The organism is Deltaproteobacteria bacterium CG11_big_fil_rev_8_21_14_0_20_49_13, assembly GCA_002796305.1.
Taxonomy (GTDB): domain Bacteria; phylum UBA10199; class UBA10199.
This window is the reverse complement of record PCWZ01000027.1, coordinates 1-21,362: the sequence shown is the minus strand read 5'-3', so window position 1 is coordinate 21,362 and position 21,362 is coordinate 1. Positions and strand designations below refer to the sequence as shown.

Below are 21,362 nucleotides of genomic sequence, written 5' to 3'. Positions count from 1 at the left end.
CGACTTGTCTCGCCCGACCTCCCTGCCAATATCTCCGATAGACTTGCCTGCTGCCTTCAATGCCCCTATCAAATCCCGCTCTCCAACCGTTAACTGCTTGTATCCCTTGCTCATGAACGCTGGGGTTAGCACATCTACCCTCACTTTCCCAAGCGTTGCACTTACTTATTGAACTGGGGAAATAGAAAAACATCTTGAAGCGATCAAATTAAAGTTGCACAGCGGCAAATGTAGGATTTTCAAGACTGAAGCTGGTGTTCCGTTTCTTGGTTTGACAGTCTTTCCGAACAGGCGGCGTTTGAAAAGAGCAGACGTCATTAAGTTCAAAAAAAGCTAGGGAAGTTTCAAATGTTGTATAAGCGAAATATGCTTGATTGGCCGCACATTATACAATCAATCAGGGCTTGGATAGGCCATGCGATTCATGCTGATACAGCGCGCTTAAGAAAAATGATAATAGAGGAGGTCGTTTTTTGAAAATTTAAAAATGGGGGCCGATCGAAATGGTAATGCGGCGGTTCTTGGAACAACAACAACTCCGACAACTTGCGCGCCGCTAATCGCAACAACAACCACCCCGATAACGAGAACAACAATATCGGTTTCCGTTGTGTTGCCTCGCCCGAGCACTCCCTATGTGGAGTAAAAGTTTCAAACCGGAATTTTTGGTTTCAAGGAATCAAAGAGCGTGTTTGGAGGGAGTCCAGATCGGCAACCATGGTCATCCTTTTTTATAGGAAGACCGAAGAGAGCAGTGCTCCACCCATCTTTCGTAATTTGCCTATGGCGAACGAGCAAGATGGATGGATTTTTTTGTGTATAATTATCTCGATTTTATGCGTAGCTTTGTGTATAAGGCCGCAGGATTATGAAAAATCAGATTGTCATATATCAGTCCAGATCAGGCGCTCTTGAGTTGAGGGCTGACGCCGTTCATGATACATTTTGGTTAACCCAGCAACATGTGGCCGAGATTTTTGATGTCCAAAAGGCCGCCATATCCAAACATGTAAAAAACATCTTCGATTCGGGAGAGTTGGAACAAAAAACAACCGTTTCCAAAATGGAAACAGTTCAAGCTGAAGGTGGACGGTGCGTAAGAAGGAATATTGAATATTACAATTTAGACCTTGTTCTATCCATCGGTTATCGTGTCAATTCCATACAAGCTACCCGTTTCCGCCAGTGGGCCACCAAGACCCTCAAAAGTCATATTCTGAATGGTTATACGCTTAATCGCCATCGGATACAAAAAAACTATGCTAAATTTTTGGAAGCTGCGGAGAATATTAAACAACTTTTACCTGCCGGGACGAATATTGATGTGGAAAACGTGCTTGAGCTCGTTAGCATGTTTGCAGACACATGGCTTTCACTGAACGCCTACGACAAAGACACACTCACGGTAACAGGTGTTACAAAAAAACATGTGGCGCTTACGGCCGAAAAACTTTCAGCAAGTCTTTTGGAATTGAAGGTTGCGCTTGTAAAGAAGGGTGAAGCAACCGATCTGTTCGGGCGGGAGCGAAACACTGGAAGTATTGCCGGTATTGTTGGAAATGTAATGCAATCGTTTGATGATAAAGAGCTATATGAAACCGTTGAAGAGAAAGCGGCTCATCTTTATTTTATAGTCAAGAGTCATCCATTCACCGACGGCAATAAACGTAGCGGTGCATACGCGTTTGTGTGGTTTTTACGTCAAGCAAGGATATTAGATGTTTCCCGAATGACGCCATCTGCCCTGACTGCGCTTACAATTCTTGTGGCTGAAAGCAGCCCGAAAGATAAAGAAAGGGTGATAAAATTGGTTTTGATGCTGATTGCCAAGGGCAGAAAAAAGACAAAATAATATGGAAGAAAATCTGAAAAAGAAAAAGGGTAAGATAAAAGAATATATCGAAGCGCTCGTGACGGCGGTCCTTATTGCGTTCGTCATAAGGTCTTTCATCATCGAGCCGTTCAAGATACCGTCAAGCTCGATGGTGCCCACCTTAATGATAGGCGATCACATATTTGTGAACAAGTTCATATATGGCCTTCGGCCTCCGTTCACAAAGAAACACTTCTTTCAGTTCAGGACCCCGGAGCGGGGCGAGGTGATAGTCTTCATCTATCCCGAGGATGAATCCAAGGATTTCATCAAGCGCGTGATAGGGCTCCCAGGCGACAAGGTAAAGGTGGAGGGGACGGATGTTTATGTTAATGGCGATAAATTGAAACATGAGCCGATAATAGTGGGTCAGTCGCCTGCCGATAAACGTGCGTTGCTGGTCAAAAATGATGCGTGGCCAAGGAATCTCCCCTTCGTGCCTCGCTGGGAGAATTTTAATTTTTATAAGGAGACAGAGGACGATGTTAAGCATCTTATTCAATACGAAAAAGATGTCTATTTCAGGCCCTTGGGCCATTTCATGTCGGCCAACGGCGGTGAGATAACCGTTCCGGAAGGTAAGCTATTCTGTATGGGCGACAATCGTGACAATTCAAGCGATGGCCGCGAATGGGGCTTTGTGCCGATGGAAAATATCAAAGGCAAGGCAATGTTTGTCTGGCTTTCGCTCGATAGCGATAACGGCTGGTTGAGGTGGAAAAGGTTCGGCAGCTGGATAAATTAAGTGCAACCGCAAAATTACTTGTCTAAAGTCTAATTAGGGTTTATTATTGCCTTGTATGAAGTCCAAGATAATAGAGAAATTGAGAAAAGAGAGCAGAAGGGCTTTTTTAAAGCTTAAACCGGCGGCAAGGGTTTTGAGAATGGAATCTCTTTTTTATGAGATGATCGCCGTAAGAGCAAAGGAAGAAGGGAGATCGCAAGGTGAAATCTATTGTAGATACCTTGAGCGTAATAAAAAACGCAGCCGCGGAGTTTGAAAAAAAAGCAAAGAAAGACACTTTCATTGCCTTGATCGGCGGCCATGCCGTTATCTATTACGGCGTCGAGAGGACCACTTTAGATATTGACGCTTGTTTTTACTCTTTGGAAGAAATGCCCGGAAGGTCCTTTTACTTGTTCCTGAAGGAACATTTGTCCAAAAGATTCAAGCTTAGATTTATAGAAGCGAGCAAAGACCCGTCGGACCCCCTGAAGCATGACATTATCATTATCAATGACAGCAATAACGAATATCCCCGCATAGATATTCTTGTGGCCCGCTATAAATGGGAGCTCGAAGGGCTCAAAATAGCTGAAACATCAAAGGCTCTCTCGTTTCATGTTATACCCGTTCCTTACCTTATAATGATGAAACTTCAGGCAAGCGGAAGAAAAGACGACCTCGACGTGATCGAACTTTTAAAGATAATGTCTAGGGGCGATATTGAAGTTTGCAAGAAGCTTGCAAAGACGATCGGCAAAGATAGGAGATTTTTCGCGCTTTTTAAAGAGTCTGGCAAATAAGGACGAGCGGCTGGCTCCACTGAAAACGTTTCGGCAACTGGATAAATTAACCCCCCTAAAAACCATTTGACAAATAAGGGATATTTGCATATAGACTCCCGAGACTTATGACAGAAAAGGGGATCGAAATTGAAATTGGACGCCCTCCGAAGAATCCGGAGGGCGTTTTTTTACATCCGGCCGAAAAATTCGATGAGGCAGATCTTATGGTCACAAAACATATAATGAGCGAGGCGCAGATGGATGCCGCCATGATGAAAATGGCGCGTCAGATTGTGCGCAGGAACAAGAACATGGACGATATCGTCCTTATCGGTATCCGTTCGAGGGGTGTGCCACTTTCAGAGTGGCTGGGCAGAAAGGTGAGCGAAGTCTTGAAACGCCCGGTCGATGTCGGGAGCCTCGATATCAACCTCTATCGCGACGATCTTTCTGAGGTCGATGAACAGCCGGTAGTTCGCAAGACCGAGCTCCCGTTCTCCATCTCCGGCAAGGGGATCGTGCTGGTGGACGACGTACTCTACACAGGCAGGACTATCCGAGCGGCCATGGATGCGTTGGTCGATTTCGGGCGCCCAAAGTTCGTGCAGCTGGCGGTTATGGTCGACAGAGGCTGGAGAGAACTTCCGATACAGGCCGATTACGTCGCAAAGAAATTAAAGACCTCGGCAACCGAGAACGTAAAGGTTCTCGTTGCGGAGATGGACGGAGAGAATCAGATATTAATAAAGGATAAAAAGTAGATGGATGTCATTGCGAGCAAAGCGAAGCAATCCCCCGCGCATAGAGCGGGAGATTGCCACGCCCCTTCGGGGCTCGCAATGACAATATAAATGACGCTATCCGTAAAAAACATTTTATCAGTGCGCGACCTAACGGTCAAGGATGTTGACCTTATCCTGCAGACGGCCCGTTCGCTCAAAGAGATATCATATCGTCCCATCAAAAAAGTGCCGACGCTGCGCGGAAAACAGGTCCTCCTCTGCTTCTTTGAGGATTCCACCCGCACCCGTCTTTCGTTCGATATAGCCTGTAAAAGACTTTCGGCCGATACCGCGGTTATCTCCAAGAGCGGCAGCTCCATATCAAAGGGCGAGACGATACTCGATACCATCAGGAACCTTGCCGCAATGCAGGCGGATGTTATCGTGATACGTCACAAAGAGTCTGGAGTCCCTTGGGCCGTGGCCGAAGTGTTCCCGAACATCTCGGTTATCAACGCAGGCGACGGCATGCACGAGCATCCTTCACAGGCGCTTCTAGACCTGATGACCATACAGGACACCAAGGGCGGAATAGACGGACTCAACGTGACCATAGCGGGCGACATATTTCACTCCCGCGTTGCCCGTTCGAACATGATCCTGCTGAGGAAGATGGGAGCAAAGGTACATATTGCCGCGCCAAAGACGTTCCTTCCGGCCGATATCGAGCAATATAAGGTCACCGTCCACGATAATCTGACCGATGCGGTCAAGGTCTCGGATGTGGTGATGATGCTGAGGATACAGATGGAAAGGATGGACAGCTTCTTCTTTCCCTCGGCGCGCGAATATTCAAAATACTTCGGTCTTAATAAAGAGGTCATGAAGCACGCAAAGCCTGATGTAGTGGTCATGCATCCGGGTCCCGTGAACCGCGGCCTTGAGATGGACCCCGAAGTTGCCGATGGGCCGCATTCGGTGATCCTAGACCAGGTGGAGAACGGTGTTGCCGTCCGTATGGCGCTGGTTTATTTGTTGTGTGCGGGTCACGTTAGTGAGTAGGTCATTGCGAGCGCAAGCGAAGCAATCCCCCGAGAACGATTCGGGAGATTGCCACGCCCCTTCGGGGCTCGCAATGACATAAAAAAATATGAATGACTTGGTAATCATAAACGGCAGGATAGTCGACCCGATAAACGGCACCGAAGGCGAGCATGCCATTATCATCCGCGACGGCAAAATAGCATCGATAGAAAAGGCGAAGAAGGTCCAGACGAGCGCCAAGGTTATCGATGCAAAGGGAATGGTCGTAGTACCCGGTTTTGTAGATATTCACGTTCACTTAAGGGAACCAGGTTTTGAGTATAAAGAAGATATCGAAAGCGGAAGCTCCGCGGCTGTTGCGGGCGGTTTCACTACCATCTGCCCGATGCCCAACACCGATCCTGTCAACGATAACGCGAGCGTTACAGAATATATAATGAAAAGGGCCGGGTTGGTAGGACTTGCCAATGTCCTGCCGGTCGGGGCGATCTCTAAAGGGCTCAAAGGCGAAGCGCTGGCAGATATCGGTGATCTGGCCGCAGCCGGGGCGGTTGCGATCTCGGATGACGGCAGGCCGGTAATGAACTCGCTTCTCATGCGCAGGGCGGCCGAATATGCCGGAAGCTTTAATCTTCCAATAATGGATCACTGCGAAGATTCATGCTTAAGCAAGAACGGATACATGCACGAAGGTTCGGTCTCGACCGAACTTGGACTCAATGCGCAGCCTTCCGCCGCCGAAGAGGTGCAGGTGGCGCGCGACATAGCCCTGGCAAAACTAACGGCCGCGCATTTTCACATTACTCACGTAAGTTCCGCCGGCTCAATTGAAATGATAAGGGCCGCCAAAAGAAAAAAGATAAGGGTGACATGCGATGTAACGCCGCATCATCTGACCTTGACCCATGAAGCGGTCAAGGGCTACAACACGAACACAAAGGTCAATCCTCCTCTTCGCACGGGTATAGATCAAAAAGAACTGATCAAGGCCCTAGCAGACGGAACGATAGACTGCATCGCCACCGATCATGCCCCTCACGGAATTATCGATAAAGAGCTCGGCTACGGTACCGCAGCATTCGGCATGGTTGGGCTTGAAACGGCGTTCTCTGTACTTATGAGGCTTGTGCATGATAAGAAGATCGGCATCAAGCGCCTTGTTGAACTGCTCACAACGGGCCTCAACGTGCTTAAAGGGGACGGCTACTCGCAAGGAATTAAAAAGGGGGCCACGGCCGATATTGTAATATTCGATCCCGAAGCAAAGGTCACGATAGATTCAGGCGCATTCTATTCGAAGGGCAGGAACACTCCCTTCGATGGATGGAAACTAAAAGGAAAGGTCCGCTACACAATAGTTGGGGGAAGGCTAGTATTTGATGACCAAAAAGGCATATTTAGTCCTGTCGGACGGTAAGATATTCCAAGGCCGCTCCTTCGGTTTTGAAGGAGAGACTCAAGGCGAAGTCGTTTTTAATACATCCATCACCGGTTATCAGGAGATCCTGACCGATCCTTCTTATCACGGCCAGATCGTTACGATGACCTATCCTCACATCGGCAACTACGGTTGTAATCCTGAAGATATGGAGTCGGACAAAGTACAGACGGCCGGGTTCGTTGTGAGGTCTTACTGCGACCTTCCCAGTAGCTGGCGCGCTCGCGAGACGCTTGCCCAGTTCCTGAAACGCCATAAGATCGTTGCCGGTACCGGCTTCGATACAAGGACGATAGTGCAATATGTCCGCGATAATGGTGCTAAGCCGGCGTTACTTATCACAGCCGATGAGCTTCCGGGGGATGCTGTTTTACGTGCTGCTGCATTGCCCTCCATGTCCGGCCAGGACCTTGCGAGTAAAGTGACATGTTCCGAATCGTATGTTCCTGTCTCATGCTTCATGCATCATGCTTCGGCGGAGAGAAGTACGAAGCAGGACGCAAGAAGCATGAGACAGAATAAACCAGTCAGAGTGGTATTGTACGATTTCGGCGTTAAATTGAATATTGTTCGGATGCTCCAGGCGAGGGGATGTGATGTTGCGGTTGTCCCCGCTCAAACAACTGCCAAAGATGTTCTTTCCATGAAACCGGACGGTGTGTTGCTTTCGAACGGCCCGGGAGACCCGGCTGCGGTCACCTATGCGATCGAAAATATAAAACAGCTTTTGGGGAGGCTTCCGATATTCGGTATATGCCTCGGGCATCAGATTCTGGCTCTGGCGCTTGGATGCAAAACTTATAAGCTTAAGTTCGGTCACAGGGGCGGAAACCAGCCGGTCAAGAACCTGCGGACGGGCAAGGTGGAGATAACGAGCCAGAACCACGGATTTGCGGTGGATGGGAGCGATTTCTTCCCCCTTTGTAAGGGGGAGTTAGAGGGGGTAGAACACTCTACCTCCCCCAGCCCCTCCTTACAAAGGAGGGGAGTTTCGATCGAGATCACACATATAAACCTGAACGATAACACAGTGGAAGGTCTTGCGGTCCCAAAGTTGAAGGCCTTCTCGGTGCAGTATCACCCGGAAGCAAGTCCCGGGCCGCATGATTCGCACTACTTGTTCGATGAATTTGTGAGAAAGATGAAGCAAGAAACATGATGCATGAAGCATGATTATTTTATTCATGCCTCATGTTTCCGGCCTCCTGCTTCTTGAATCATGCCAAAACGAACCGACATACATAAGATACTCCTGATCGGAAGCGGGCCGATCATCATCGGGCAGGCGTGCGAATTCGATTATTCGGGAACCCAGGCCTGCAAAGCGCTTAAGGAAGAAGGCTTCAATGTCGTGCTTGTAAATTCCAATCCGGCGACCATCATGACCGATCCGGAGCTTGCCGATGCCACATATATCGAACCTTTGACGCTCGAATATCTCACCAAGATAATAGAAAAAGAGAGACCCGACGCCATTCTCCCGACCATCGGCGGTCAAACGGGCCTTAACCTTTCCGTTCAACTGGCCGAGGCGGGAGTCCTTAAAAAATATAATGTTGAACTTTTGGGCGCAAATCTCGAAGCCATCAAAAAAGCGGAGGACAGGCAGCTTTTTAAAGATGCGATGGAAAAGATCGGTCTTACGGTCCCAAAAAGTGTAGTGCTCGATTCGCTTGAAAAGGCGCTTAAGGCCGAAAAAGATATCGGTCTTCCGGCCATTATCAGGCCGGCATTTACGCTTGGCGGAAGCGGTGGTAACATAGCCTATACCAAAGAAGAATTCAAAAAGTTCGTAGAATACGGTCTGATGATGAGTCCGATACACCAGATACTCCTTGAAGAGAGCGTTCTTGGCTGGAAAGAGTTCGAGCTAGAGGTGATGCGCGACAAGAACGACAATGTCGTGATCATCTGCTCCATTGAAAATCTTGACCCCATGGGCATTCATACCGGCGATTCAATAACGGTCGCGCCGGCCCAGACGCTTACCGACAGGGAATATCAGTACTTAAGAGATGCCTCGATAAAGGTAATTCGTGAGATCGGCGTCGATACAGGCGGCTCCAATATTCAGTTCGGTGTCAACCCCGTAGATGGCCGGGTTGTGGTCATAGAAATGAACCCCCGTGTTTCACGTTCAAGCGCCTTGGCATCCAAGGCAACGGGCTTCCCCATTGCCAAGATTGCCACAAAGTTGGCGGTGGGTTATACTCTCGACGAACTTCCTAACGACATCACGCGCGAGACCATGGCATCATTTGAACCCACGATAGACTACGTGGTTACAAAGATACCGCGCTTTGCCTTTGAGAAATTTCCGCATACAAAGCCTCTTCTCACCACCCAAATGAAATCGGTGGGCGAGGCGATGGCCATAGGGCGTACCTTTGAGGAGTCATTGCTTAAGGCGCTTCGCTCGCTTGAATGCGGATGGAAGGGGCTCGACCGCGTCGATGGCGCAACGCCCGGTGAGATATTGAAGAGACTTCGCGAAGCGATGCCGGACAGGATATTGTGGTTAGGCGAGGCCTTCAGGCAGGGGATAGGCGTTGAGGAGGCCTACGAGATAACGAAGATAGACAGGTGGTTTCTGTATAAGATAAAGGCGCTGTCATTGCGAGGAGCGGAAGCGACGAAGCAATCTCCCGCGGGGGATTGCCACGCCCCTTCGGGGCTCGCAATGACACGTTCGTACAGAAGTGTTGACACTTGTGCCGCCGAGTTCATTGCATACACGCCGTACTTCTATTCCACGATGGGGGAAGATGATGATCATGCGTCATGCATCGTGCCTCATGCTTCGGCTGAAGGAAGCACGAAGCATGAAACAGGAAGCATGATAACTACAAGTAGTGACACCGTGGTCATCTTAGGTTCCGGCCCAAACCGCATAGGCCAGGGCGTTGAGTTCGATTACTCCTGCGTTCAGGCGAGCAAGGCCCTCAAGGAGATCGGTGTAAAATCTGTAATGGTCAATTGCAATCCGGAGACCGTTTCGACCGACTACGATACCTCCGACAAGCTCTACTTTGAGCCGCTCACATTGAACGACGTCCTTCCAATAATAGAACGCGAAAGACCGAAGGGCGTCATCATTCAGTTCGGCGGCCAGACGCCTCTTAAACTTTCTCTCCCTCTTAAAAAAGCAGGCGTTCCCATATTGGGTACCGATCCCGAAGACATCGACAGGGCGGAGGACAGAAAGTTATTCAACGAGGTCGTAAGAAAGCTCAATCTCAAACAACCCGAAGCCGGAACCGCCACTAATATAGATGAGGCCCTTGAGATCGCCGAAAGGATAGGTTACCCCGTTCTTGTGAGGCCCTCATACGTTCTGGGGGGGCGCGCCATGGAGCTTGTCTTCGACAGGCAGGGGATAGAGTTCTATATGAAGTACGCGGTCAAGGTATCGCCGGAACATCCGGTACTGGTCGACAGATTTCTTAACAATGCGATAGAGGTCGATGTTGACGCCGTCTCCGACGGAGCAGAAGTATTCGTTGCCGGGATCATGGAGCATATAGAAGAGGCAGGCATTCATTCGGGCGACAGTTCATGCGTTCTGCCGCCGCACACTCTTTCAAAGGCGATCATTTCGGAGATCGAGCGGGAGACCGTTCTTCTTGCCAGGGCGCTGAACGTGGTCGGCCTAATGAACATCCAGTTCGCCATTTATAATAAAGAGGTCTATATTCTGGAGGTAAATCCCCGCGCTTCGCGAACGGTGCCCTTTGTTTCGAAGGCGATCGGCATTCCCCTTGCCCGCATTGCGACCAAGGTGATGATGGGGCATAGGTTGAAAGATTTGCTGCCGGTAATCAGTAATCGGTCATCAGTTGTCGGTAACGTCGATCACAGGGCATCGAGTACAGCTGTTACGGATTACCGATCACCGATCACCGATCACTACTCAGTAAAGACCCCCGTTTTCCCCTTCAACAAATTCCCCGGTGTCGATTCTATCCTGGGGCCCGAAATGAAATCGACAGGCGAAGTGATGGGAATAGCCGATACCGTAGGCGAGGCATTTGCCAAGGCCCAAGAGGCGGCAGGAAATAAATTGCCTTCAACCGGAACCGTCTTCATAAGTATCAAGGATGCAGACAAAGAGCCGATGGCCGGTATTGCAACATTGCTTGTCGAGTCAGGTTTTAAAATTGTGGCAACGCGCGGCACAAGGCTGTTCCTCTTGGAGAAAGGGATCCCGGCGGTAGGCATAAACAAGTTCCGTGAGGGTCATCCGAACATCGTAGAAGCCATGGAAGATGGAAAGATAGCGCTCGTCATCAACACCACCGCCGGCAAGCCTTCGGTGGGCGACTCATACATCATCCGCAGGACCGCTATTGAAAGAAAGATCCCGTATTTCACCACGATAGAAGGCGCCGGGGCATTTACAGCGTCCCTAGGGCACCTGAAGAGCACTGAAGAACCTAACGTCAGGTCCCTGCAGGAATATCACCTTGTTTAAATTTTAGAAAGATTCCAGTATCAAAAATTCAAGAGCACGTTCCTGGGGCCAGAATGTTGTCGAAGGGCAATCGTTGGCGGTGTGGTACGAAGAATAGACCACTTTGCCGCCGTTGCTCCCTATATCCATTGAGATAGTAAGGGGCCTGTCAGTGAGGCCGTCCAGCGCGGTGTTGCCGGAGGATATCCAGATCAAAGGTTCGTAACCCGTGTGCGCCGATACCATGTGGACCCAGTGATTAAGAAAGCCGCCAAGTGGCAGCAGGGCGTTGCTGAGAAGGGCTCCGGTCGCCTGATCCTGAACCTCAGGATAGCTACAGTCGTTCTCCGGATTGCCTGCCGTTGTTCCTCCGTGTGCGTTAACGTTTACACCTGAGAGCCACACCTCCATGGAAGTGGAGTTAACCATCGCGTCGATCGTGTTCCCGCCGGCGCCTGTCTGCGCAGCGTTCAGGGTCCCCGGGGTCGTTGCCGTGTCCGAGTCGCCCTCGAACTTCATCACATATGGAAAAGGCTGTTCGATAAAGTCGTAGGAAAGGTCGGTAACAAAAAGCCTTCCTCCGGCATTGACGTAGTTTTGAAGGACGGTCTTTCCGGTCGCTATATAGCTCTCATATGCGTCGCCGCAATTTACAAAGATGATATCGAACACCGGGGCCCCGTTGGAAACAAGCGGGTATGTGCCCAACAGATAGTTAACCCAAGTTTTGTATGAGATGCCGTTCTCTTCGCTGGTCGTGGAACCGGTACCGTCAATGATGGTCAGGTTCCTGCTGTATTCCGAGCCGTAAACAAATCCGCCTGTCCCGGCATCGACCCTGCCGTAGTCGCCGTTGCTATTGTCGCTCGTATCCGGGTCTGCCATTTTTGCGAGGACATCTTCCATTCTGTCAAGGTCGCCGGTGACAACCGCGACCTTGGGCCACGAAGTGACGCTCGCGGAAGAACCGACGGTTGTATATGATGTGTCGATCACGCAGACGTTGTTAGTACATGAAAGGGGCACGATAATTCTTAATGTGCCCTTTTGAATTACGACCTGTGTCGGGTTTCCTGTCAGCTGTGAAGTGTCGAGAGTGAAAGTCCCGTCGGCCGCCGTGCAGGTCGCTACCAACGCTTGGTCGGTGTCCGGCGCATTTTCACAGACCGTTCCGTCGGAAGCGACCAGCCCCTGAGAGAAGCTTCTGGTGGTGCTTCCGGAGGATGTGGTGGCAGAAGCGCCCGGGATGTAGACCGTAGCGCCTCCGATCTTAAGACCCGATTCTGTAACGACCTCTCCTGAGACTTCGATGGCGCCGTCAAGCCCTGTTCCCTCAATGGTTTGCCGAGTTTCAATTTCTCCAACTTCTGCTCCGCCGCTACTTCCACCTTCCGTGGTTGAACTGCCGCCACTTGACGAGTCGACGTCAGTAACTTTCTTCCCGCATGAGAAAGTAAGCAAAATTAACGCAAATACAATCAATCTTTTTATCATATCTTTCATATTATCACGAATTTTAACATTATGGTACGCTTAAAAGCGTCGGACCCTTTGGCATGGGGGGCGGTAATATAACCCGCTTATAGGCGTTTATAAGCATAAATAGCGCAGTCGGATAACTATTTTTGGTTATAAACCCAAAATTATCTAAGTAAGCAAGATTTTTTAATAAAAAGTGTTTTTTAGTCTTGACAAGAGGGGGGCTCTTATATAGAAGTCCGCCCCGTTGCATTTGTGATCTCTTACGAGTTGCAAATTAGACAATTGAAAATGAGAAATCAAAACGAAGGGGATTTTTACCCTTTTTTTGCCTAGCCAGCGAGTGAAAATCTGGCTTAGCCAGTTCGAGCGAGAGGGGTTTGGGGGAAGGAGCGAGTTCTTACGAGCGAGTCGTTCCCCCCATTTAATTTAAATAGCTCTTTGAAAACTTAATAGGAGAGAGAAAAGATCAAAAGAAAGTTTCAACTTTAATGACGTACTGTTTTATTAGTTAAATTGTATTGACCACGCGTTTTTTCATACGCGCGTTCGAAAGTTTAACCTGAGAGTTTGATTCTGGCTCAGAACGAACGCTGGCGGCGCGCCTAACACATGCAAGTCGAGCGGGAATTAGGGGGGCAACTCCCTATAGTACAGCGGCGCACGGGTGAGTAACACGTAGGTAATCTACCCTTTGCTGGGGAACAACTCCGCGAAAGCGAAGCTAATTCCGCATACCTTGAGCGCTCAATAATCTAATGTCCGGGGACACACACTTAATTCATGATTCGCGAATTAAGTGTGTGTCCCCAGACAAGTTTGTTGAGTGCTCAAGAAAGGTGGCCTCTATTTATAAGCTATCGGCAATGGATGAGCCTGCGCACTATCAGCTAGTTGGTAGGGTAATGGCCTACCAAGGCTACGACGGTTATCTGGTCTGAGAGGACGGCCAGACACACTGGAACTGAGACACGGTCCAGACTCCTACGGGAGGCAGCAGTGGGGAATATTGCACAATGGGCGAAAGCCTGATGCAGCGACGCCGCGTGGGTGATGAAGGTCTTCGGATTGTAAAGCCCTGTCGGGGGGAACGAAAACTTCCATAGCTAACATCTATGGGATGTGACGGTACTCCCAAAGGAAGCACCGGCTAACTCCGTGCCAGCAGCCGCGGTAATACGGAGGGTGCAAGCGTTGTTCGGAATTACTGGGCGTAAAGAGCCTGTAGGTGGATAGAGAAGTCGGGTGTGAAATCCCCGGGCTCAACCCGGGAACTGCATCCGAAACCATCTATCTTGAGTGCCAAAAGGGTACGTGGAATTCCCAGTGTAGCAGTGAAATGCGTAGATATTGGGAGGAACACCAGTGGTGTAGACGACGTACTGGGTGGCAACTGACACTGAGAGGCGAAAGCATGGGTAGCAAACAGGATTAGATACCCTGGTAGTCCATGCCGTAAACGATGGTCACTAGGTGTTGGCCCCCCTTGAAAGGGGTCAGTGCCGACGCAAACGCATTAAGTGACCCGCCTGGGAAGTACGGCCGCAAGGTTGAAACTCAAAGAAATTGACGGGGGCCCGCACAAGCGGTGGAGTATGTGGTTCAATTCGACGCAACGCGAAAAACCTTACCTAGGCTTGACATGTAGGGAATGCCGTAGAAATATGGCAGTGCCCGCAAGGGAGCCCTAACACAGGTGCTGCATGGCTGTCGTCAGCTCGTGTCGTGAGATGTTGGGTTAAGTCCCGCAACGAGCGCAACCCACGTCCATAGTTGCGACCACGTAATGGTGAGCACTCTATGGAGACCGCCGGTGTTAAACCGGAGGAAGGTGTGGATGACGTCAAGTCCTCATGGCCTTTATGCCTAGGGCTACACACGTACTACAATGGATGTTACAAAGGGTCGCCAACCCGCGAGGGGGAGCCAATCCCAAAAAAGCATCCCAAGTTCAGATTGCAGTCTGCAACTCGACTGCATGAAGGCGGAATCGCTAGTAAACGCAGATCAGCATGCTGCGTTGAATACGTTCCCGGGCCTTGTACACACCGCCCGTCACACCACGAAAGTTGTCTATACCAGAAGTAGGTGAGCTAACCGCAAGGAGGCAGCCTCCCAAGGTATTGGCAATGATTGGGGTGAAGTCGTAACAAGGTAGCCGTAGGGGAACCTGCGGCTGGATCACCTCCTTTCTAGGATATACAAGGAAACTTTCTGATCAAAGTATCTCTCCTATTTAGTGTTCAAAGAGCGCATGTCGTTCTTTGTTATAAAGTTTAATAGATGGGGAATTATGTCGTTCTGCTGGGCCTGTAGCTCAGTTGGTTAGAGCACACGCCTGATAAGCGTGAGGTCGGCAGTTCGATTCTGCCCGGGCCCACAAATGCCGCTAATGCGTCATCGTGACTAGTGAATCGTGATTAGTTTTTACAAATCACGATTTACGAATAACAAGTTACATTGCGCCGAAGGCGCAATCGGGGAAGTAGCTCAGCGGGAGAGCACCTGGTTTGCATCCAGGGGGCCGTGGGTTCAAATCCCATCTTCTCCACAGACTCGTGATTTGTGACTTGTAATTAGTGACTAGTTACAAGTCACAAATTACGATTTACGGAATTTAAGGTTCTTTGACAATTTCATAGGATTAATAAGCGTTTAATTTTTTTAAGCGCAATACAATTTCGAACGAGGTCTCTTAAAACAGTTTCTAGTAAGTAGTGTCTTTAAAAACACTATTTATTTATAAGCTTGGTCAAGTGAAGTAAGGGCGATTGATGGATGCCTAGGCGATCGACGGCGACGAAGGACGTAGAAGGTTGCGATAAGCCACGGGGAGCTGCCAAACAAGCTTTGATCCGTGGATCTCCGAATGGGGAAACCCTCTCATCTGAAAAGGGTGAGAATCCTACACTGAATACATAGGTATAGGAAGCAAACTCCAAGAAGTGAAACATCTCAGTAACGGAAGGAAAAGAAATCAAATCAGAGATTCCCCTAGTAGTGGCGAGCGAACGGGGAACAGCCTAAACCGAGTGGACGCAAGTCCTTTCGGGGTTGCGGGACTGCAATGTGGAATTGTGCGAAGGTAAGTGAACAGTCTGGAAAGTCTGGCCATAGAGCGTGATAGCCGCGTAACATAAACCATAGCACATCCTAGCAGTATCCCAAGTACCACGGGGCACGTGGAACCCTGTGGGAATCCGGGTGGACCATCATCCAAGGCTAAATACGTACGATCGACCGATAGTGAACTAGTACCGTGAGGGAAAGGTTAAAAGTACCCAGGAATGGGAGTGAAATAGTACCTGAAATCAATCGCCTACAAGCAATCGGAGGGCTATGTCCCGCAAGGGATATGCCTGACGGTGTGCCTTTTGCATAATGAGTCAGTGAGTTATTGGTGCAGGCGAGGTTAAGCCCCTAAAGGGCGGAGCCGTAGCGAAAGCGAGTCTCAAATGGGCGAATAGTCTGCACTAATAGACCCGAAGCCAGCGCGATCTACCCATGATCAGGGTGAAGGCCGCTTAACGGCGGCTGGAGGTCCGAACGAGTGGATGCTGCAAAATCCTTCGATGAGTTGTGGGTAGGAGTGAAAGGCTAAACAAGCCTGGTGATAGCTGGTTCTCCTCGAAATATATTGAGGTATAGCCTCGAGCGGTTACTACCGGAGGTAGAGCACTGAATGGGCTAGGGAACTTACCAGTTTACCAAACCTAATCAAACTCCGAATGCCGGTGGGTTAACTCGGGAGTCAGACGTCGGGCGCTAAGGTCCGGCGTCAAAAGGGGAAGAGCCCAGACCGCCAGCTAAGGTCCCTAAATAATAGCTAAGTGTCTAAGGATGTGGAGTTACTCAGACAGCCAGGAGGTTGGCTTAGAAGCAGCCATCCTTTAAAGAAAGCGTAACAGCTCACTGGTCGAGTGAATCTGCGCCGAAAATGTACCGGGGCTAAAGCTATTTACCGAAGCTGCGGACTCTATAGCAATATAGAGTGGTAGAGGAGCATTCCGTACGCCTGCGAAGGCCGACCGAAAGGACGACTGGAGGTATCGGAAGAGCTTATGCTGACATGAGTAGCGAAAAAACAAGCGAGAAACTTGTTCGCCGTAAGTCTAAGGTTTCCTGGGGAAGGTTAATCCGCCCAGGGTTAGTCGGGTCCTAAGCCGAGGCAATATGCGTAGGTGATGGACAACAGGTTAATATCCCTGTACCGCTAATAACGCGTTAAAACCTAAGGAGGGACGCATGGAGCCGGATGATCCCACTATCGGATGTGGGTGTAAGTACGTAGGGCGTGTGTGAGGCAAATCCCGCACACTTATTTAAATATTGAGCCCGAGATACGATGCCGAAGAGGAGCAATCCTCGCAAAGTCATTTATGCTCTGTGCCTAGAAAATCTTCGTAGGGAGTGTTATTAGTGCCCGTACCGCAAACCGACACAGGTAGACGGGTAGAAGATACCAAGGCGCTTGAGAGAACCCTAGTTAAGGAACTCTGCAAATTAGCACCGTAACTTCGGGAGAAGGTGCATCTTGATTTGTGAAAGAACTTGCTTCTGGAGCATTTTGAGATCGCAGTGAAATGGTGGCTGCGACTGTTTAACAAAAACACAGGACTCTGCAAAGTCGAAAGATGACGTATAGGGTCTGACACCTGCCCGGTGCTGGAAGGTTAAGGTGAGATGTCAGCTCGTAAGAGCGAAGCATTGATCCGAAGCCCCAGTAAACGGCGGCCGTAACTATAACGGTCCTAAGGTAGCGAAATTCCTTGTCGGGTAAACCAAATGGAACTTGCCCGAGTGTCGACGCGAGTTGACACATGTAAACCGACTCATATGGTGGAAACCCAACGAATGTTGGACAATGCCATGGGAACCCTGATATATAATGTATGTCGGGGACCTGAACGACTGATCCGAAAGGAGAGATTCATCCCAGCGGATGAATAACACGTCGGCTCTTGCACAAGAAAGGTAAGCTATGGAGATGAAATCGTATGTCACTGGTTTTGTGGATGGAGAAGGGTGCTTTTCGGTCTCGTTTTCTATCAGAGATAAGATGAAAATGGGATTGGAGGTAAGACCGAGTTTTGCAGTCAGTCAGCATAAACGTAATAAGGATATTATCTTAGAACTGCAAAGATTTTTCGGTTGTGGCGGAGTAAGATTTTGCAAGCGGGACCAGAATTTTAAGTTTGAGGTAAGGTCCACAGCAGATCTTATAAATAAGGTGATCCCGCACTTTGAAAAGTATCCACTGCAAACATCTAAAATGTCTGATTTTGAGGCATTTAGAGAAGTTTGCGGGTTGGTTCATAGTAATCATCATCTAAATCCGGAAGGAATGAAGAAGGTGATAGAACTAAGTGAACTAGTGAACAAGACCGGTAAAAAGAGATACGATAGGAATGATCTCCTAAAACTTATTGCAAGATGAAGGAATAGTCTGAACATTATGGCAACATAATGCTAACCAATTGAAGTTCCGACCTGCACGAATGGTGTAACGATAGCCACACTGTCTCAACTGGGGACTCAGCGAAATTGTACTGGCAGCGCAGATGCTGCCTACCCGCGGAAAGACGGAAAGACCCTGTGCACCTTTACTGCAACTTGACAGTGTAATTCGGGGCTGTTTGCGTAGGATAGGTGGGAGGCTTTGAAACCTGGATTCTGGTTCAGGTGGAGCCACCCTTGAAATACCACCCTGATAATTCTGGATTACTAACTTATCTGCCTATATCGGCGGAGAGGACACTGTCTGGTGGGTAGTTTGACTGGGGCGGTTGCTTCCAAAAGAGTAACGGAAGCGCGCGATGGTTCCCTCAGGCCGATTGGAAACCGGCCGTTGAGTGTAAGAGCAAAAGGGAGCTTAACTGCGAGACTTACAAGTCAAGCAGGTACGAAAGTAGGTTCTAGTGATCCGGTGGTCCCGTATGGAAGGGCCATCGCTCATCGGACAAAAGGTACGCCGGGGATAACAGGCTGATCGCATCCAAGAGTTCATATCGACGATGCGGTTTGGCACCTCGATGTCGGCTCATCACATCCTGGGGCTGTAGCAGGTCCCAAGGGTTTGGCTGTTCGCCAATTAAAGTGGTACGCGAGCTGGGTTCAGACCGTCGTGAGACAGGTCGGTCCCTATCTTCCGTGGGCGTTAGAGATTTGAGGGGATCTGTTCATAGTACGAGAGGACCTGAATGGACGGACCTATGGTGCACCGGTTGTCACGCCAGTGGCACAAGCCGGGTAGCTAAGTCCGGTCGGGAGAACCGCTGAAAGCATCTAAGCGGGAAACCCACCCCAAGATAAGATCTCTCTTTTAGACCACTCGTAGACCACGAGTTTGATAGGCCAGGTGTGGAAGCACAGTAATGTGTGGAGCTAACTGGTACTAATTGGTCGATTGAACTTGACCATTTTCTACTCCGCTAATGGCGGAGTGGAATCAGAGGCCTCGTTCGAAATTTATTGCGCTATTTGATAACTAATATGTCATTCTGAGGGCAAAGCCCGAAGAATCTCCTGCACGCAGTTTTGTAAGGGAGTTCTTTCGACTTGCTTCGCTCGCTCAGGATGTAAGATTCTGTATGCTCGCCGTCCGCGTGCGCGTCCGCCGAGCTAACAGAATCTAACGCTTCTGGTGACCTTGGAGGAGGGGCAACACCCGTTCCCATACCGAACACGGCCGTTAAGCCCTCCATCGCCGATGGTACTGCAGGGTATCCCTTGTGGAAGAGTAGGACGTTGCCAGATTTAATTTAACGAACCCCCGTAGCAATACGGGGGTTTCGTGTTTTTGGAATTAACCTGCTTGATTAAGCTATAAAAAAATGATATGGTGTTTTAACTTTTGGTTGGGAACTTTTTTGGTTAAATACCATAGAAGCGAGCAATAATGACGTTAAGAAAAATAAAAACGATACTTACGGCTCAGAAACTAATTCTGGCTAAGAAATTCAATGTCAAAGAAATTGCTCTTTTCGGTTCGTATGTCAGAGGAGAGAATAAGAGTAACAGCGATATAGATATCTTAGTTGAATTTTTCCAACCAATCGGTCTGTTTGCTTTCATGGATTGCGAAGAATATCTCGAAAAAATACTCGGCATAAAAGTAGATCTTGTATCGAAAAAAGCATTGAAACCCCAAATAGGCAAACAAGTTCTTAAGGAAATGATACCGGTATGATAAAGAAGGAATACGGAGATTATATACAAGATATTCTTGATTCCATAAATGATGCTGTATCTTTTACCAGCGGAATGACATTTGACAGTTTCTCCAATGACAAGAAGACAGCCAACGCTGTTATTAGGAGCATAGAGGTTATGGGAGAGGCGGCCAAGAATGTTCCGGAAACACTGCGAAAAAAATATCCCACTGTTCCTTGGAAACAAATGGCTGGAATGAGGGATAAACTTATTCACGAATATTCGGGTGTAGATTTAGAAACCGTTTGGAAAACCGCGACAGAAGACCTGCCATCGATTAAACCGATCATTCTAAATGTATTAGAAAATATTTGACATCAGAGTCCCGATTTTTTTGTGTACAAAAAGGCGTCAGACGCCTTTTGGGGGGCTTTGGTAAAGTTGTTCAAATGGTGATTTTAGGGTATTTTAAAGGAGTCTTATAATGGAAATAGGAATAATCGGTTCATCGCAGTCGGGAAAGAGCACGATCTTTCAGATAATGACCGGCGTCAACAGCCGGGAGATATTTGGCGAGCGGTTCGTTAAAGGTACTGCCAATATCCCAGATGCCCGCTTTGAAAAGCTGGTCGAGATATTCAAGCCTGCCAAGGTCTCGCCGGCCGTAGTTCCGTTCACTGACGTCAACCTTTCCGGAAAAGAGGCCTGGGACAAGGCGCGAAACGGCCTGTCCGGCGCTGACGGTTTTCTCCACATTATAGATGCCTTTACCACCCAGGATGTTGCGGAGCTTGCAAAATCATACAGGAGCCTTACGGACGACCTGATACTTGCCGACCTTATCGTGGTAGAGAACAGGCTCGAACGCCTTCAAAAGACGAAAGCAAGCGTCAAACCAGAGGACGCCATACATGCCAAGGTATTACCGCACGCCAAAGAACTTTTAGAGAACGGCAAACTCTTGCGTGAATTGAAACTCTCACAGGATGAGTTCAATTCGCTCAAGGGTTTTACTTTTTGGACCATCCGGCCGGAACTTGTTGTGTTGAATATTGCGGAAGATATTCCCCACGATGTCATTGCGAGCGCGAGCGAAGCAATCTCCAGCATGCACTCGGGTAATACATCTAATATCATCAATATATGCTGTCAGATAGAGCTCGAAATAGCGGCCCTGCCTCCCGCCGAGAGGGGGGAGTTCCTGGCCTCCATGAACATTAAAGAACCTGCCTTTGAAAGGATAATTAAGGCCTCATTCGCCTCAATAGGCCGCATGTTCTATTTTACGGTAGGCGAGGACGAAGTGAAGGCCTGGGTCGTTCCGACCAATTCCACTGCTCCCAAGGCAGCCTCGGCCATCCACAAGGACTTTGAGCGCGGTTTCATCAAGGCGGAAGTGGTGGGCTACGACGACTTCATCAATTGCGGCGGAACGCTTGCCGGAGCAAAACAAGCCGGAAAATTCCGTCTTGAAGGAAAAGAATACATCGTTAAGGACGGCGATATCATCAACTTCAGGTTCAACGTTTAGTCTTTCGGCGAAGTCGAGAAGCGATTTATTATCCTATTTTGTCGATTTCTGGCGTTTAACCCAACTTGCGCGTAACTACTCAAGCAAATTCTAGAAGTGGGTTCGAGAAAGGCTTGGCAAGTGGCTGAAAATGTGGTATTTTTCTGGGTGAGATGGAAGGCGAG

Annotated in this window: 14 protein-coding genes, 2 tRNA genes and 3 rRNA genes; 17 read left to right on the top strand and 2 right to left on the bottom strand. The window is 49.0% G+C overall.

What is annotated here, in order from left to right; all coding sequences use genetic code 11:
• Nucleotides 1-114: hypothetical protein (locus tag COV46_02320; GenBank protein ID PIR17897.1), on the bottom strand; the 114-nt coding region annotated here is incomplete at its 3' end.
• A 754-nt stretch (nucleotides 115-868) separates the two neighbouring features.
• On the opposite strand from COV46_02320, the gene COV46_02315 reads away from it, so the two are divergent.
• From COV46_02315 to carB, 9 genes are all read left to right on the top strand, one after another.
• A complete protein-coding gene (locus tag COV46_02315; GenBank protein ID PIR17896.1) occupies nucleotides 869-1,852 on the top strand; it encodes a death-on-curing protein in 984 nt (327 codons plus the stop codon).
• 1 nt (nucleotide 1,853) lies between these two features.
• Complete coding sequence (gene lepB / locus COV46_02310; GenBank protein PIR17895.1) at nucleotides 1,854-2,618, top strand: signal peptidase I; 765 nt, start codon at nucleotides 1,854-1,856, stop codon at nucleotides 2,616-2,618.
• Nucleotides 2,619-2,673: 55 nt separating this feature from the next.
• On the top strand, nucleotides 2,674-2,874 hold the full coding sequence (locus tag COV46_02305; GenBank protein PIR17894.1) for a hypothetical protein: 201 nt from the start codon (nucleotides 2,674-2,676) through the stop codon (nucleotides 2,872-2,874).
• A complete protein-coding gene (locus tag COV46_02300) occupies nucleotides 2,840-3,400 on the top strand; it encodes a hypothetical protein (protein ID PIR17893.1) in 561 nt (186 codons plus the stop codon). The genes COV46_02305 and COV46_02300 overlap by 35 nt, the downstream gene beginning before the upstream one ends.
• A gap of 206 nt (nucleotides 3,401-3,606) precedes the next feature.
• Nucleotides 3,607-4,143, top strand: a complete 537-nt coding sequence (locus tag COV46_02295; protein PIR17899.1) for a bifunctional pyr operon transcriptional regulator/uracil phosphoribosyltransferase — start codon at nucleotides 3,607-3,609, stop codon at nucleotides 4,141-4,143.
• A 90-nt stretch (nucleotides 4,144-4,233) separates the two neighbouring features.
• On the top strand, nucleotides 4,234-5,166 hold the full coding sequence (locus COV46_02290; protein ID PIR17892.1) for an aspartate carbamoyltransferase: 933 nt from the start codon (nucleotides 4,234-4,236) through the stop codon (nucleotides 5,164-5,166).
• Between the two features lie 88 nt (nucleotides 5,167-5,254).
• A complete protein-coding gene (locus COV46_02285) occupies nucleotides 5,255-6,565 on the top strand; it encodes a dihydroorotase (GenBank protein PIR17891.1) in 1,311 nt (436 codons plus the stop codon).
• Nucleotides 6,528-7,745 (top strand): carbamoyl phosphate synthase small subunit, encoded by a 1,218-nt coding sequence (locus tag COV46_02280; protein ID PIR17890.1) that lies wholly within the window; start codon nucleotides 6,528-6,530, stop codon nucleotides 7,743-7,745. Before COV46_02285 ends, COV46_02280 begins: the two co-directional genes overlap by 38 nt.
• A 60-nt stretch (nucleotides 7,746-7,805) precedes the next feature.
• Nucleotides 7,806-11,057, top strand: a complete 3,252-nt coding sequence (carB, locus tag COV46_02275) for a carbamoyl phosphate synthase large subunit (GenBank protein PIR17889.1) — start codon at nucleotides 7,806-7,808, stop codon at nucleotides 11,055-11,057.
• Between the two features lie 3 nt (nucleotides 11,058-11,060).
• Here carB and COV46_02270 read toward each other — a convergent pair whose 3' ends face one another.
• A complete protein-coding gene (locus COV46_02270; GenBank protein PIR17888.1) occupies nucleotides 11,061-12,539 on the bottom strand; it encodes a hypothetical protein in 1,479 nt (492 codons plus the stop codon).
• 540 nt (nucleotides 12,540-13,079) lie between these two features.
• Here COV46_02270 and COV46_02265 point away from each other — a divergent pair.
• The 8 genes from COV46_02265 to COV46_02230 all read left to right on the top strand — a co-directional run bounded on the left by COV46_02265 (nucleotide 13,080) and on the right by COV46_02230 (nucleotide 21,198).
• Nucleotides 13,080-14,710 (top strand): 16S ribosomal RNA (locus COV46_02265).
• A 111-nt stretch (nucleotides 14,711-14,821) separates the two neighbouring features.
• Nucleotides 14,822-14,898: transfer RNA gene (locus COV46_02260), tRNA-Ile, on the top strand.
• Nucleotides 14,899-14,994: 96 nt separating this feature from the next.
• Nucleotides 14,995-15,066 (top strand) — tRNA-Ala (locus COV46_02255).
• A gap of 198 nt (nucleotides 15,067-15,264) precedes the next feature.
• Nucleotides 15,265-18,939 (top strand): 23S ribosomal RNA (locus tag COV46_02250).
• Nucleotides 18,940-19,154: 215 nt separating this feature from the next.
• Nucleotides 19,155-19,271: ribosomal RNA gene (gene rrf, locus COV46_02245) — 5S ribosomal RNA — on the top strand.
• The 16S, 23S and 5S rRNA genes sit together here with 2 tRNA genes alongside, the layout of an rRNA operon.
• Nucleotides 19,272-19,413: 142 nt before the next feature.
• A complete protein-coding gene (locus COV46_02240) occupies nucleotides 19,414-19,704 on the top strand; it encodes a nucleotidyltransferase (protein PIR17887.1) in 291 nt (96 codons plus the stop codon).
• Nucleotides 19,704-20,042: a hypothetical protein gene (locus COV46_02235; GenBank protein ID PIR17898.1), complete on the top strand. Its 339-nt coding sequence runs from the start codon at nucleotides 19,704-19,706 to the stop codon at nucleotides 20,040-20,042. The genes COV46_02240 and COV46_02235 overlap by 1 nt, the downstream gene beginning before the upstream one ends.
• 109 nt (nucleotides 20,043-20,151) lie before the next feature.
• A complete protein-coding gene (locus COV46_02230; protein ID PIR17886.1) occupies nucleotides 20,152-21,198 on the top strand; it encodes a redox-regulated ATPase YchF in 1,047 nt (348 codons plus the stop codon).
• Nucleotides 21,199-21,362 lie beyond the last annotated feature (164 nt).

Bases quoted from the DNA above. Each gene is read 5' to 3' on its own strand.
- COV46_02305 (PIR17894.1), top strand. From the start codon at position 2,674: ATGAAGTCCAAGATAATAGAGAAATTGAGAAAAGAGAGCAGAAGGGCT.
- lepB (PIR17895.1), top strand. From the start codon at position 1,854: ATGGAAGAAAATCTGAAAAAGAAAAAGGGTAAGATAAAAGAATATATC.
- carB (PIR17889.1), top strand. From the start codon at position 7,806: ATGCCAAAACGAACCGACATACATAAGATACTCCTGATCGGAAGCGGG.
- COV46_02230 (PIR17886.1), top strand. From the start codon at position 20,152: ATGGAAATAGGAATAATCGGTTCATCGCAGTCGGGAAAGAGCACGATC.
- COV46_02290 (PIR17892.1), top strand. From the start codon at position 4,234: ATGACGCTATCCGTAAAAAACATTTTATCAGTGCGCGACCTAACGGTC.
- COV46_02315 (PIR17896.1), top strand. From the start codon at position 869: ATGAAAAATCAGATTGTCATATATCAGTCCAGATCAGGCGCTCTTGAG.
- COV46_02270 (PIR17888.1), bottom strand. From the start codon at position 12,539: ATGAAAGATATGATAAAAAGATTGATTGTATTTGCGTTAATTTTGCTT.
- COV46_02240 (PIR17887.1), top strand. From the start codon at position 19,414: ATGACGTTAAGAAAAATAAAAACGATACTTACGGCTCAGAAACTAATT.
- COV46_02280 (PIR17890.1), top strand. From the start codon at position 6,528: ATGACCAAAAAGGCATATTTAGTCCTGTCGGACGGTAAGATATTCCAA.
- COV46_02295 (PIR17899.1), top strand. From the start codon at position 3,607: ATGGTCACAAAACATATAATGAGCGAGGCGCAGATGGATGCCGCCATG.
- COV46_02285 (PIR17891.1), top strand. From the start codon at position 5,255: ATGAATGACTTGGTAATCATAAACGGCAGGATAGTCGACCCGATAAAC.